Origin of the sequence: Curtobacterium sp. MCLR17_044 (assembly GCF_003234435.1) — a bacterium.
GTDB classification, from domain to species: Bacteria; Actinomycetota; Actinomycetes; order Actinomycetales; family Microbacteriaceae; genus Curtobacterium; species Curtobacterium flaccumfaciens.
This window is the reverse complement of record NZ_QKTC01000025.1, coordinates 1-12741: the sequence shown is the minus strand read 5'-3', so window position 1 is coordinate 12741 and position 12741 is coordinate 1. Positions and strand designations below refer to the sequence as shown.

Below are 12741 nucleotides of genomic sequence, written 5' to 3'. Positions count from 1 at the left end.
GACGCAGGTCTGCCCTACGATCTGGCACATGGGGGACAGCGACAAGACAGGCTTCCGCGAGTCCGTACTCGAGCAGGGGCCGGCCGACGTGACGAACCCGGTGGTCGCCTGGCTCCGGTTCTGGACGCAGGGGTGGCGGTTCCACGGGCGGGCGAGTCGCTCGGAGTTCTGGTGGGTGATCGCCCTCGAGCTCGCGCTGGTCGGCGTCGCGCTCTGGGTCGTCGGCGCGCACGGGACCGGAGGGCGGTGGGAGATGTACGTCGACCCGTTCGGCGTCGTCCCGTCACCGCGGGTCTCGTTCCACCTGATCGACCGCGGGCAGGGGGCGTGGTTCGGCTGGGGCAGCGGTGGGCGGGACGTCTGGCCGGACGCGTGGGACCTGGCGATCCTCGTGCCGACGATCCTGACCATCGTGCCCCGGTGGTCGCTGCTCGTGCGGCGACTGCACGACCGGGACCACAGCGGGCTGTGGATCCTGCTCCTCGTGTTCACCGGACCGCTCGGTGCGGTCGTGCTGGGTGTCATGGTGGCGCGGTCGTCGCGCCCTGGTGGGGCACGGTTCGACCGCGGACTGTTCGCGGGAGGGCGTGGTCCCGAGGCAACTGGACGACACATGTCGTCCTCGACGACAGGTGTAGCGTGAAGGGCGATCAAAGGAGAACCCCATGCGCGCCGTCGTGTTCGAGCAGTACCAGACCTTCCCGTCCCTGACCGAGGTCCCGAAGCCCGCACCCGGGCCCGGTGAGGTCCTGCTCAAGGTCGCCGGCGCCGGTGCCTGCCACTCGGACGTCGCCGTGTACCGCGAGTTCCAGCAGGGGCAGCCGGGAGCCCAGGCGCCCGCGTTCGTGCTCGGCCACGAGAACTCCGGCTGGGTCGAGGCCGTCGGTGACGGGGTCACCGGCTTCGCCGAGGGCGACGCCTACCTGGTCTACGGGCCGGTGGGCTGCGGGCACTGCTCGTACTGCTCGAAGGGACAGGACACCTACTGCGAGAACGCCGCGACGAACCCGTACATGGGGATCGGCCTCGGGCGCGACGGCGGCATGGCGGAGTACGTGAGCGTCCCGGCGCGGAACCTCGTGCCGCTCGGCGACGCCGACCCGGTCGCCGCCGCACCGCTGAGCGACGCCGCGCTCACGCCGTACCACGCGATCAAGAACTCCCTGCCGAACCTGGCTGGTGGCGGTCGCTTTGCGCTCGTCGTCGGGCTCGGTGGCCTCGGGCAGATCGCCGTGCAGATCCTCACGGCGCTCACCGGTGCCACGGTCATCGCGACCGACATGAAGCAGGACGCGATGGACCGCGCCGCAGCCCGGGGCGCGATCACCGTCCCCGGCGGCCCGGACCAGGCGGAGCGCATCCGCGAGATCACCGGCGGACGTGGCGTCGACGCGGCCTTCGACTTCGTCGGTGCCACCCCCACGATCAAGGTCGCGCAGGCCTCGATGGCGGTCGGCGGGCGGTTCACCGTCGTCGGGATCGCCGGCGGCACCACCGAGTGGAACTTCTTCGCGACGCCGTACGAGTCGACGATCACGAACACCTACTGGGGCACCATCGAGGACCTGCACGAGGTCGTCGCGATGTACCGCGCCGGGCAGATCGTCCCCGACGTCGAGCGCTACGCGCTGTCCGACGCGCTCGAGGCGTACCGGAAGCTCGAGGCCGGGGAGCTCTCGGGTCGCGCGGTGGTCGTCCCGACGCTCTAGCGTCCCGCGGCGTACCCCTGCGCGCCGCGGGGGTTCGCGGCAGCGCCGAGGATCCCGGTGTCCGGGTCGCGGGTGACGCACGACAGCCGGCCCAGGCTCCAGTCACCGCCGCGGGTCACGACGTGTCCGCGGGCCTCGAGCGCCGCGATGACCTCCTCACCCAGGCGGTCCTCGACGACCAGTCCGGCGGGCTCCCACGTGCGCGGCCAGAACGACCCCGGGAAGGACGTGGTGTGCAGCGCCGGTGCGTCGATGGCCTGCTGCGGGGAGTAGCCGCCGACGATCCAGCGCAGCAGGAACAGCAGCTGCCACTGGTCCTGCTGGTCACCGCCGGGGGAACCGAGCGCGGCGACCGGCTGCCCGTCGCGGAGCACCAGGGTCGGGGTCAGCGTCGTGCGGGGGCGCTCGCCGGGCCGCAGGGTCGAGGCCGTGCCCGGTTCGAGCCACGTCATCTGCAGGCGGGTGCCGAGGCAGAACCCGAGTTCGGGGATCGTCGGCGACGACTGCAGCCACCCGCCGGACGGGGTCGCGCTGACGATGTTGCCCCAGCGGTCCACGACGTCGATGTGGCACGTGTCGCCGCGGGTCTCGCCGTCGGGGGTGACGAACGGGTCGCCGCGGTCCTCGAGCGGAGCGGCGGGCGGGACCTCGGTGTCGGCTTCTGCCTCGCGGGCGACCTGCACGGTCGGTTCGCCCACCCCGACCGACCCGGCGGAGTCGTACGAGGTGCGGATCGGCGGCAGCGCGTGCTCGGCCCCGGCGATCGTGCCGGGTCGGAGCTCCGCCGAGGCCCGCTCGCCGATCAGTGCGCGGCGCTCGTCGGCGTAGGCGTCGGAGAGCAGGACGTCCATCGGGACCTCGCCGTCGCCGTAGAACGCCTCGCGGTCGGCGAGGGCGAGCTTCTGCGCCTCGACGATCGTGTGCGCGCCGAGCTCGGTCGACGGGTCGAGCAGGGCGTCGTCGAGCGGTTCGAGCAGCCGCAGTGTCTGGAGCAGCGCCGGACCCTGGCCCCACGGTCCGGTCTTGGCGATCGTGCAGCCGCGGAACTCGGCGGTCGTCGCGGGCTCGTACGACGCCCGGAACGCCGCCAGGTCGGACGCCCGGATGACCCCGGCGTGGTCGGTGCCCGACGCGTGCCGGTGCGGTTCGCGGACGAACCGGTCGATCGCCTCGGCGACGGACCCCTCCGCCCACTCGGACCGGGCCGCATCGATGCGGCCGGTCCGGCTGCCGGCACCGGCACCGGCCTCGACCAGCCGGTCGAGCACTGCAGCGAGTGCCTCGTTGCGCACCAGGTCCCCGGGGACCGGCACCGTGCCTCCCGGCATCCACTGTGTGGCGGAGGTGGGCCAGTGCTGCTCGAACAGGCCGCGCACGGCGGTGATCGTCCGGACCACCGCAGGTGCGACCGGGTGTCCGTCGCGGGCGTACCCGATCGCGGGGGCGAGGACGTCGGCCAGCTCCCACGTGCCGTGGTCGCGGAGCAGGAGCAGCCAGGCGTCGACCGCGCCGGGGACGGTCGCGGCCAGCGCGCCGGAGCCGGGGACCAGGTCGAGGCCCTCGGCGCGGTAGTGCTCCAGGGTCGCGCCCTCGGGGGCGGGGCCCTGACCGACCAGCACCGTCGGCACGGGGTTGGCTGCCGTCGCGAAGACCGCCGTCAGGTCGCCCCCGGGGCCGTTCAGGTGGGGCTCCACGACCTGCAGGACGAAGGCCCCGGCGACGGCCGCGTCGAAGGCGTTGCCGCCGCGCTCGAGCACCGACTGGGCGGTCGCCGTCGCGATCCAGTGCGTCGAGGCCGCCATCCCGAACGTGCCCCGCAGGTCCGGACGGGTGGTCTGCGCAGCGGGAGGGACGAAGGCGGGGTTCGGCGTCGACATGGTCCCATCCTGTCCCGCGGCGATCGGCTCAGTGCTGTACACCCCCCGTCCAAGGGGTTGTGCACCCCGCGCAGAAAAGCGAACATCGTTCGGCGACTCGTGCAGGGCGAGCGCCGAACGACCGCGCGCTCGCACGGTCGGTTCCAGGGCAGGGGATCCATGACCACCACTCCGTCGACCGTCGCACGTGCGCGCCGACTCCCACGCATCGCCGGCGCCGTGACGGCACTGGCCCTGGCGGCGGGGGCGCTCGTGGCGACAGCCGAACCGGCAGCGGCCTCTGCGGTCTGGGTCGGCTCGGCCCCGGCCGGCACCAAGATCCTGCCCGGCGACCAGGTCACGTCGCCGAACGGCCAATTCAAGCTCATCATGCAAGGCGACGGCAACCTGGTCGAGTACGGCATCGGCAACCGTGTGCTGTGGGCGTCGAACACCGCCGGCAACTCCGGCGCGATCGCCGTGGTCGGCAAGAACCGCGCCCTCGACATCACCAAGAACGGCAAGCGTGTGGCCCGCTGGGCCTCGGCCGGCACCGTGAACTCGACCGCGCTGAAGGTGCGCGCCGACGGCACGATGGCGCTGCTCGCAGGCAAGACCGTCGTCGTGAGCTGGAACGGCTACCAGGACCGCGTCCCGTCGGGGAACACCATCCTGGGCGGCACCGTGCTGCGATCCGACACCTCGAACACGCGCATCCTCAACATGCGCACCGACGGCAACCTGGTGCAGAAGGTCAGCGGCCGCGTGGTCTGGCAGTCGCGCACCGGCGGACACCCGGGCGCCTGGGCCGAGCTGCAGGCCAAGGGCAACTTCGTCATCTGGACCCGAGACGCCTCACGCAAGAAGGTCGCGCTCTGGAGCTCGCGCACCAGCACCGCCGGGTCGGGCAACCTGCTCGTCCAGGTCGACGGCAACGTCGTGCTCTACGGCGCGAAGGACACCCGGGTCTGGTCGAGCCGACCGGTCACCGGCCTGGCCTGGCCCGTCAACGGCACGAAGATCACCGGCCGGTACGGCGACGACCGCGGCGCCGGGCACGTGCCGCGCTACCACCAGGGCACCGACGCCCCGGTGCCGGTGGGGACGGCCGTGTACGGCTCCGGGACCGGGACGGTCACCAAGACCATCGCGAACGACGCGGCCTACGGCAACTACATCGTCGTCACGTACGGCATGACGGCGGTGCTGACGGCGCACCTCAGCAAGATCGAGGTGAAGCAGGGGCAGATCGTGAAGCTCGGCACCGAGATCGCGAAGTCCGGCAACACCGGGCAGTCGACGGGGCCGCACGTGCACGTCGAGACGCGGCGGAACGGCACCCTCGTCGACCCGCTGAAGAACATGCACTTCCGCTGAGGCGGGGCGCGACGCGGGGCGCGGGCGGGGCGCGGGGTTCGTCGCACGTCGCGTGTGTCGCGCGCGACCCCGCCCCGCGCATCGGGTGAGCAGAAAAGGTCGGGTGGCTTGAGGCCACTCGACCTTTTCTGCTCACTCGTTGGCCGCCCCGCACCGTGCGAGGGCGGCGTCATCATCCCGCTTCGTCTCTGTCGCTTGCGTTGAGGAATCAAGGGCAGTAGACAGTGCAATACCGGGCATCGTCGTCGGGTCGACTCGGAGCACCGTCGGACGGCACTCCGAGATCGCCGACGGCACCGCTTGGGTGTTCTTCAAGCAGTTCGAGCAGAACGACCAGTTCCCCGGCGCGATCTCGCAGGTCCGTCGGCTCGACCTCGCTGCCGATGCCCAGCGTGAAGCGATCGCCTTGGTCGCCGAGGTCGATCAGGACGACGTCACCGTGGTCATCCGTGCCGAGCTCGAACCAGCCCTGGCGTGCTCGCTCGAAGAGGCGACCGCGCTGCGCGCCGAGGCCGAGGTGAAGGAGGCCCGCGCGCTCTCGCTCCGCAGGGCCATCGCTGTCTCGCTGAAGGACGACGGCCTCACCCTGCGGGACATCGCGGTCGTCCTCGGTGTCTCGTGCCAGCGGGTGCACCAGCTCGTGCACGAGGGTGAGCCGGCGGCGCTCGCTGCGTCGTAGCCCCCGGCGCGGATAGCCTGGGCGGGATGAGGAAGCGCGGCGGAACGGTGCTCGTGTTGGTGGCGATCGGGGCCCTGGCGGGCGTGCTGTCCGGGCTGTTCGGCGTCGGCGGTGGGGTCATCGTGGTGCCGGCGCTCATGGCCTTCGCACAGATGGACCAGCGTCGGGCCTCGGCCACCTCGCTCGTGGCCATCGCCCCCGCGGCCGTCGTCGGCGCGGTCACCTACGCCGTGCAGGGCGAGGTGCACTGGCTCGCGGCCCTGACCCTGGCGGTCGGCAGCGTCATCGGCGCCCCGATCGGTGCCCGGCTCCTCCGTGCCCTGCCGCTCCGCGCGCTGCCGTGGATCTTCGTCGGGTTCATCGCCGTCGTGCTCGTGTCGCTGTTCACCACGGTGCCGACCCGCGGTGGCGAGGTGCACTTCGGCGTCGTCGAGGCGATCGTCCTGCTGCTGCTCGGGCTGCTGTCGGGCGTGTTGTCCGGGCTCGTCGGCGTCGGCGGCGGGGTCGTCATCGTGCCGGGGCTCGAGGTCGTGCTGGGTGCCGGCGACCTGCTGGCGAAGGGCACGTCGCTGCTCACGATGGTGCCGACGTCGGTGTCCGGGACGGTCGCGAACCTCCGGCGCCGCGCGGTCGACCTGCGGGTCGGGCTGACGGTCGGCATCACCGCTGCCGTGTGCTCGCCGGGTGGTGCCGTGCTGGCGCGCCTGGTGGATCCGCAGGTGGGCACCTGGTTGTTCGCGGCGTTCCTGGTGGTCGTCGCGGTCATCGTGCTCAGCCGCGGGCGTCGGACGGCACCACAGAACGACGCGAGCGACGGGGAGGTCGCGTGACGGGCCTCCAGGCAGGGCGCGACGCGGAAGCCGTGCTGGCGGCATTCGCCCGCACCACCGGCGACGTCGCCGCGGCCCGCCGGGTCGCGCGGCAGTTCCACGACCTCGACGAGGGGGAGCGCTCGGCGCTGCTCTGGAGCGAGGACGACGGCGCGAAGCTCGTCGCCGTCCTGCTGCTCGTGCAGGCGATGCGGGCGCAGCCGGACCCGGAGCTCACCGACGAGTACCTGTCCGCGGCGAAGGCCGAGCGGCTCGAAGACCCGGTGCTCGTCGACCTGGCCGCCGAGGAACTCGTCGGCGCCCCGTTGGTGGGCGCCTCGACCGGTCCGCTGTTCGCGCTGGCGAAGTCCGACGTCGCGATGGTCCGCCGGATCGCGGTCGTGGCGACCCTGGCGTTCGCGAAGCAGGGCGACGCCGAGGTGCCGCTCGGGATCGCCGGGCGCCTGGTTCGGGAGCGCAGCGAGACGGTGCAGTCGGCGCTCGGTCTCGTCCTGCGCGAGACGGGGAAGCGGGCGTCCGAGCCGGCACTCGTGGCATTCCTCGAGCAGAGCGGCCGGTTCCTCAGCCCGGCCGCCCGCCGGACGGCCACCGAGCACCTGCCGCCATGGGAGCGTGACCGGCTGCGGGGCTGACCGAGCGGCGCTGTGCTGTGAACCGACTGTGCAGTCTGCCGAACCGACCAAATGGTCGGTTACGGTCGACCGATGACCACGACCAGCACCACCCCGACCCACCGCGCCTCCGTCCGTGAGTGGGCGTCCCTCGGCGTCCTCACCCTGGCCGTGGTGCTCCTGGCGATCGACGGCACCGTGCTGGCCCTGGCGGTGCCGTCCCTGACCGCCGACCTCGACCCGACCGCGACCCAGGTGCTCTGGATCGGCGACGTCTACTCGTTCGCACTCGCCGGGTTGCTCGTCACGATGGGCAACGTCGCCGATCGGATCGGTCGGAAGCGCCTGCTGCTCCTCGGCTCCGTCGCGTTCGGACTGGCATCGGCCGCTGCGGCCTTCGCCTCGAGCCCGGAGCTGCTCATCGCCGCACGGGCACTCCTCGGCGTCGCCGGCGCCACCCTGATGCCCTCGACGCTGTCGCTGGTGCGCACGGTCTTCCGCGACCCGCGGCAGCGCACCACCGCCATCGCGGTGTGGTCCGCGGGCGCGACCGGTGGTGCCGCGGCCGGACCACTCGTCGGCGGGGCGCTGCTGGAACACTTCTGGTGGGGATCGGTGTTCCTCATTAACATCCCCGTCATCGCGGTGATCGTCGTCGCCGGGGCGTTCCTGCTGCCGGAGTCCCGCGGCGGCGCCCGGACCCCGATCGACCTGCTCTCCGCGGTGCTCTCGGTGCTCGCGATCGTGCCGCTGGTCTACGCCGTGAAGCACGTCGCCGGGCACGGGTTCGACTGGACGGTGCCGGCGACCGCGTTGCTCGGGCTCGCGTCGGGCTGGTGGTTCGTCCGGCGGCAGAAACGCCTGACCACGCCGCTCATCGACCTGCAGCTGTTCCGGATCCCGGCGTTCTCCGGTGCGGTGGTCGCGAACTCGCTGTCCGTCTTCGCGCTGAGCGGTCTGCTGTTCTTCTTCTCGCAGTACCTGCAGCTGGTGCGCGGGTTCACCCCGCTGCTCGCCGGAGCCGCGGAGCTGCCGGCCACCCTGGCGTCCATCGCGGTCATCGCCGTGATCGGCCTGCTCTCCCGTCGCGTCGGCCCCGGTCGCTCCATCGGCCTCGGGCTGGCGGTCGCCGCGGTCGGCATGGCCGGACTCGCCTTCGCCGAGGGGCTGCCGACGTACTGGGGGATCGCCATCGCGCTCGCCGTGGTCGGCCTCGGCGTCGGGGTGTCGATGACGCTGGCGACGGACGCGGTCGTCGCCGCGGCTCCGCGGGAGCGTGCGGGCGCCGCCTCGGCGATCTCGGAGACCGGGTACGAGCTCGGCGTCGCGCTCGGCATCGCGGTGCTCGGGTCGCTGCAGACCGCGTTCTACCGGTCGAACCTCGACCTCACGGGCGACAGCCTGGGTGCGGGGGTCGCGGACCGGGTCCGGGAGTCGCTGGCGTCGGCGAGCCAGGTACTGCAACCGGGGTCGCCGGTGCTCGAGCACGCCCGTGAGGCGTTCACCGGTGGCATGCAACTCGCCTCCGTCTGCGCCGCGGTGCTGCTCGCGGTCGCCGCCGTGGTCGCGCTCCGGGTCATCCCGAACCGGCAGGATGGACCGCATGACCACTGACCGCAGCACGGGCCCCGGCACCGGCACCGACGGCTCCCGCGACCGCGAGCGCACGCGGCAGGCCGTGCTCGAGTCCGCACGCCGATTGCTCGCCGAGCGCGGTACGCGGGTGAGCGTCGCCGAGATCGCGACCGAAGCCGGCGTCTCGAAGAGCGGGCTGCTGCACCACTTCCCGTCGAAGGACGAACTCCTGCTCGCGGTCGTCGAGCACGGGTTGGCCGCGTTCACGGACGAGGTCATGCAGCACGTGGACCTCGCCGAGAACCGACCGGGCAAGGTCCTGCGCGCCTACGTCCGGACGCTCTGCGGCGGCAGCGAGCAGGCGATGGACCTGTTCGCACCGTCGTCGCACTGGCCCGGTCTGATGGCCGTCCCGGGGATCGCCGCGGCCGTCGCCGCCGACGCCGAGCACTGGCGGACGCTGTTCGCACGCGACGGCCTGCCCGAGGACCGCGCACTGGTGGTCCGGCACGCGGCCGAGGGCCTCGCGGCCGCGGTCGGCATGCCGCCCTACCTGGACGAGCGGGAGCTCGCGGTCGCGCGCGACGCCTTGCTCGCCCTGGCAGAACCCGCCTGAGGCGACGGCCGGGAGGCCCGGTGCGAGTCCGCCCCGCCGCTGGCCGCCCGCGCGCACCGGCCCCACCGCTGGCCCGGTCCGACGCCTAGGCTGCGGGCATGCACACCGAGGTGCCCCGGATCGACGCCGGACTCGTCGAACGACTCGTCGCGGAGCAGTTCCCCGACTGGGCCGACCTGCCCGTGCACGAGGTCGACCACCAGGGCTGGGACAACCGCACCTACCGGCTCGGGGACGCCCTGTCGGTGCGACTGCCGAGCGCGGCCGGCTACGTGCCCGCGGTCGAGAAGGAGCAGGACGTCCTGCCGTACCTCGCCCGGCGGCTGGACGTCGCCGTCCCAGAGCCCGTGGCGCTCGGGGAACCGGGCCAGGGGTACCCGTTCCCGTGGTCGGTGCGGCGGTGGCTCGACGGGGTTCCCGCCGTGCAGGTCGACGACCTCGACCACGAGCGCTTCGCGGCGGAGGTCGGTGCCGTGCTCCGGCAGCTCCGGAGCGTCCCGGCGACGGGCGGCCCCACCGCCGGCGCGCACTCGTTCCACCGCGGTGAGCACCCGTCCGTGTACGACGCCGAGGTGCGGACGGCGCTCGACACGCTCGGCGGCGGCGGCGGCGGCAGCGGCAGCGGCAGCGGCAGCGGCAGGACCGGCGGCACCGTCGTCGACCGCGGCGCGTGCGAAGCGGTCTGGGCCGAGGCCCTCGCCAGCCGGTGGGACGCGCCGGCCGTCTGGTTCCACGGAGACGTCGCCCCGGGCAACCTGCTGGTCGACGACACCGGGCGGCTGTGCGCGGTGATCGACTTCGGCACGTGCGGCGTGGGGGACCCGGCGTGCGACCTCGTGCTCGCGTGGACGATGCTGGACGGCCCGGCACGACGGGTGTTCCGGCAGGCCGTCGACCTGGACGACGACACGTGGGCGCGTGCACGGGGATGGGCGCTGTGGAAGGCGCTCATCATGCTCGCCGGCAGTGCCGGACCGGGTGGTCGCGACGAGCACGAGCGGGTCCTCGCGGCCGTGCTCGCCTGAGGTCGCGACCACCGCTGCCCACCCGCGCCGACGTGCGCGAGGGGGACGCGGGGCTGGGAGCGTCCACGGGGCGGGCGCGTACCGAGGAGGGGAACGCGAGTCGTGCCTCCAGGCAGGCTCGAAGCGACCACGAGAGGAACGCAACGTGCGCGCACTGACCTACCAGGGCACCGAGAAGGTGTCCGTCGAGACCGTCCCCGACCCGACCATCCAGGAGCCGACCGACGCGATCGTGCGGATCACCTCCACGGCGATCTGCGGCTCCGACCTGCACCTGTACCGCGTGCTCGGCCCGTACATCGACCGCGGCGACGTCCTCGGCCACGAGCCGATGGGCATCGTGGAAGAGGTCGGATCCGGCGTCACGAACCTGAAGGTCGGCGACCGGGTCGTCATCCCCTTCAACATCTCCTGCGGCCACTGCTGGATGTGCCAGCACGGCCTGCAGTCGCAGTGCGAGACCACCCAGGTGACCGAGTACGGCACCGGTGCCTCGCTGTTCGGCTACACCAAGATGTACGGCCAGGTCCCCGGTGGCCAGGCCGAGTACCTGCGCGTGCCGCACGCCGACTACGGCCCCATCGTCGTGCCGGACGACGGCACCCCCGACGACCGCTGGCTGTTCCTGAGCGACATCCTGCCGACCGCGTGGCAGGCCGTGCAGTACGCCCAGGTGCCCGAGGGCGGCACGCTCGCCGTGCTCGGCCTCGGCCCGGTCGGCCAGTTCGCCGCCCGCATCGGCAAGCACCTCGGCTACCGCGTGCTCGCCGTCGACCCCGAGCAGGTCCGCCGTGACCTCGGGGCGAAGCACGGCGCCGAGGTGTTCGACCTGACGAAGGACCTGGTGCCCGAGCTCGTCGACCTGACCGACGGCCGCGGCCCCGACGGGGTCGTCGACGCCGTCGGCATGGAGGCCCACGGCAACCCGATGGCGGGCTTCGCCCAGCGCGCCGCCGGCCTGCTGCCCGACAAGCTCGCGCAGAAGGCGATCGAGACCGCCGGCGTCGACCGGCTGGCCGCCGTGCACGCGGCGATCGACCTGGTCCGCCGCGGGGGCACCGTCTCGCTGAGTGGTGTCTACGGCGGCATGGCCGACCCGATGCCGATGATGACGCTGTTCGACAAGCAGATCACCATCCGCGAGGGCCAGTGCAACGTGAAGCGCTGGATCGACGACATCATGCCGCTCGTCTCCGACCCGTCGGACCCGCTCGGCACGCTCGACCTGACCACCCACCGCGTCTCGCTCGAGGATGCCCCGCACATGTACGAGGTCTTCCAGAAGAAGCAGGACGACTGTGTCAAGGTCGTGCTCGACCCCGCGATGGCCGCAGCCTGATGCGCATCGTCGTCGTCGGTGCGACCGGCAACGTGGGGACGGCGGTGCTCCGTCGGCTCGCGGCCGTGCGCGCCGACGGCGACGGGGCCACCGGCCGTGACGGCGCCAGCGGTGACACCGGCCGTCACGCCGCCGGTGACGCCGCCGGTGACGGCGTCGGCGTCCAGATCGTCGGTGTCGCCCGGCGGCTGCCGGACCTGCGCGCGGAGCCGTACGCCGCCGCCGTCTGGCACGCCGTCGACGTCGGTGCCGCGGACGCCGTGGACCAGCTCGCCGCCGTGTTCCAGGGCGCCGACGCCGTCATCCACCTGGCGTGGGCGCTCCAGCCGACGCACGACATCCCCGCGCAGCACCGCACGAACGTGACCGGGACGGCGAACGTCCTGGCGGCCGTCGCGCGGGCCGAGGTGCCCCAGGTCGTCGTCGCGTCCTCGGTCGGTGCCTACCGCGGGGTGGACGTCGACGGCAAGCGCATCCCCGTGGACGAGAGCTGGCCGACGGACGGCATCCCGACGGCGACGTACTCGATCCACAAGGCGGCCAACGAGGCCGCGATGGACGCGTTCGAGGCCGACCACCCCTCCGTGACCGTCACGCGGCTGCGCCCGGGACTGATCTTCCAGCGGGACGCCGCCGCCGAGATCCGGGGGCTGTTCCTCGGACACCTCGTGCCGATGTCGATCGTGCGGTGGATCCGCTGGCTCGTGCTGCCGCTGCCGTACCCGTTCGTGTTCCAGGCCGTGCACGCCGACGACGTTGCCGACGCCTACTGGCGCGCGGTCGACCGACGGGCAGCGGGGGCGTTCAACATCGCGGCCTCGCCCGTGCTCAACCCGCCGCGACTGGCTCGGGCCTTCGGCATGCTCGGTGCCGTCCGGATCCCGCTGCGGCTGCTGCGCGGGATCGTGACGGTGACGTGGCGGCTGCGGTTGCAGCCGACGGACGCCGGGTGGATCGACATCGCGGCCGGCGTGCCGATAATGCGGACCGACCGTGCCCGGTCGGTGCTCGGTTGGGAGGCCCGACACACCTCCGAAGAAGCGTTGCGTGCACTCGTGGCCGGGTTCGCGGACGGTGGGAACGTTCCGGGGTCGGGGCCGCTGCGCGGCTGAGCGGGCTGGGGG

General features: G+C 72.9%; 12 protein-coding genes. 11 read left to right on the top strand and 1 reads right to left on the bottom strand.

Annotated elements, in window-relative coordinates; translation table 11 throughout:
• Positions 1-28 precede the first annotated feature (28 nt).
• Together DEJ04_RS15870 and DEJ04_RS15865 are read left to right on the top strand one after the other, a co-directional pair.
• Positions 29-643 carry a DUF805 domain-containing protein gene (locus tag DEJ04_RS15870; RefSeq protein WP_111047697.1) on the top strand — a complete coding sequence of 205 codons (615 nt, stop codon included), beginning with the start codon at positions 29-31 and terminating at the stop codon, positions 641-643.
• A 22-nt stretch (positions 644-665) separates the two neighbouring features.
• Positions 666-1709, top strand: coding sequence for an NAD(P)-dependent alcohol dehydrogenase (locus DEJ04_RS15865; protein WP_111024593.1), 1044 nt, complete (start codon positions 666-668; stop codon positions 1707-1709).
• On the opposite strand, the gene DEJ04_RS15860 is transcribed toward DEJ04_RS15865, so the two are convergent.
• Positions 1706-3586 carry a gamma-glutamyltransferase family protein gene (locus DEJ04_RS15860; protein ID WP_111047696.1) on the bottom strand — a complete coding sequence of 627 codons (1881 nt, stop codon included), beginning with the start codon at positions 3584-3586 and terminating at the stop codon, positions 1706-1708. The genes DEJ04_RS15865 and DEJ04_RS15860 overlap by 4 nt on opposite strands.
• A 159-nt stretch (positions 3587-3745) precedes the next feature.
• Between DEJ04_RS15860 and DEJ04_RS18820 the strand changes: the two genes are divergently transcribed.
• From DEJ04_RS18820 to DEJ04_RS15815, 9 genes are all read left to right on the top strand, one after another.
• Positions 3746-4942, top strand: a complete 1197-nt coding sequence (locus DEJ04_RS18820) for a peptidoglycan DD-metalloendopeptidase family protein (protein WP_110865535.1) — start codon at positions 3746-3748, stop codon at positions 4940-4942.
• Positions 4943-5246: 304 nt separating this feature from the next.
• Positions 5247-5621 carry a hypothetical protein gene (locus DEJ04_RS18625; RefSeq protein ID WP_220035577.1) on the top strand — a complete coding sequence of 125 codons (375 nt, stop codon included), beginning with the start codon at positions 5247-5249 and terminating at the stop codon, positions 5619-5621.
• Positions 5622-5647: 26 nt separating this feature from the next.
• Entirely contained in the window at positions 5648-6451 is an 804-nt protein-coding gene (locus DEJ04_RS15845) for a sulfite exporter TauE/SafE family protein (RefSeq protein WP_181437858.1), read from the top strand.
• On the top strand, positions 6448-7083 hold the full coding sequence (locus DEJ04_RS15840; protein ID WP_181437857.1) for a DNA alkylation repair protein: 636 nt from the start codon (positions 6448-6450) through the stop codon (positions 7081-7083). The genes DEJ04_RS15845 and DEJ04_RS15840 overlap by 4 nt, the downstream gene beginning before the upstream one ends.
• Before the next feature lie 72 nt (positions 7084-7155).
• Positions 7156-8676: an MFS transporter gene (locus tag DEJ04_RS15835; RefSeq protein ID WP_111047718.1), complete on the top strand. Its 1521-nt coding sequence runs from the start codon at positions 7156-7158 to the stop codon at positions 8674-8676.
• On the top strand, positions 8666-9253 hold the full coding sequence (locus tag DEJ04_RS15830) for a TetR/AcrR family transcriptional regulator (protein ID WP_051597141.1): 588 nt from the start codon (positions 8666-8668) through the stop codon (positions 9251-9253). Before DEJ04_RS15835 ends, DEJ04_RS15830 begins: the two co-directional genes overlap by 11 nt.
• Positions 9254-9351: 98 nt before the next feature.
• Positions 9352-10278, top strand: a complete 927-nt coding sequence (locus tag DEJ04_RS15825; RefSeq protein WP_111047693.1) for an aminoglycoside phosphotransferase family protein — start codon at positions 9352-9354, stop codon at positions 10276-10278.
• Positions 10279-10423: 145 nt separating this feature from the next.
• A complete protein-coding gene (locus DEJ04_RS15820; protein WP_071404842.1) occupies positions 10424-11617 on the top strand; it encodes a zinc-dependent alcohol dehydrogenase in 1194 nt (397 codons plus the stop codon).
• Positions 11617-12729, top strand: coding sequence for an NAD-dependent epimerase/dehydratase family protein (locus DEJ04_RS15815; RefSeq protein ID WP_111047692.1), 1113 nt, complete (start codon positions 11617-11619; stop codon positions 12727-12729). The genes DEJ04_RS15820 and DEJ04_RS15815 overlap by 1 nt, the downstream gene beginning before the upstream one ends.
• Positions 12730-12741 lie beyond the last annotated feature (12 nt).

Excerpts from the sequence above, each read along its gene's own strand:
- DEJ04_RS15860 (WP_111047696.1), bottom strand. The coding sequence starts at position 3,586 with ATGTCGACGCCGAACCCCGCCTTCGTCCCTCCCGCTGCGCAGACCACC.
- DEJ04_RS15870 (WP_111047697.1), top strand. The coding sequence starts at position 29 with ATGGGGGACAGCGACAAGACAGGCTTCCGCGAGTCCGTACTCGAGCAG.
- DEJ04_RS15845 (WP_181437858.1), top strand. The coding sequence starts at position 5,648 with ATGAGGAAGCGCGGCGGAACGGTGCTCGTGTTGGTGGCGATCGGGGCC.
- DEJ04_RS15835 (WP_111047718.1), top strand. The coding sequence starts at position 7,156 with ATGACCACGACCAGCACCACCCCGACCCACCGCGCCTCCGTCCGTGAG.
- DEJ04_RS15865 (WP_111024593.1), top strand. The coding sequence starts at position 666 with ATGCGCGCCGTCGTGTTCGAGCAGTACCAGACCTTCCCGTCCCTGACC.
- DEJ04_RS15815 (WP_111047692.1), top strand. The coding sequence starts at position 11,617 with ATGCGCATCGTCGTCGTCGGTGCGACCGGCAACGTGGGGACGGCGGTG.
- DEJ04_RS15830 (WP_051597141.1), top strand. The coding sequence starts at position 8,666 with ATGACCACTGACCGCAGCACGGGCCCCGGCACCGGCACCGACGGCTCC.
- DEJ04_RS15825 (WP_111047693.1), top strand. The coding sequence starts at position 9,352 with ATGCACACCGAGGTGCCCCGGATCGACGCCGGACTCGTCGAACGACTC.
- DEJ04_RS18820 (WP_110865535.1), top strand. The coding sequence starts at position 3,746 with ATGACCACCACTCCGTCGACCGTCGCACGTGCGCGCCGACTCCCACGC.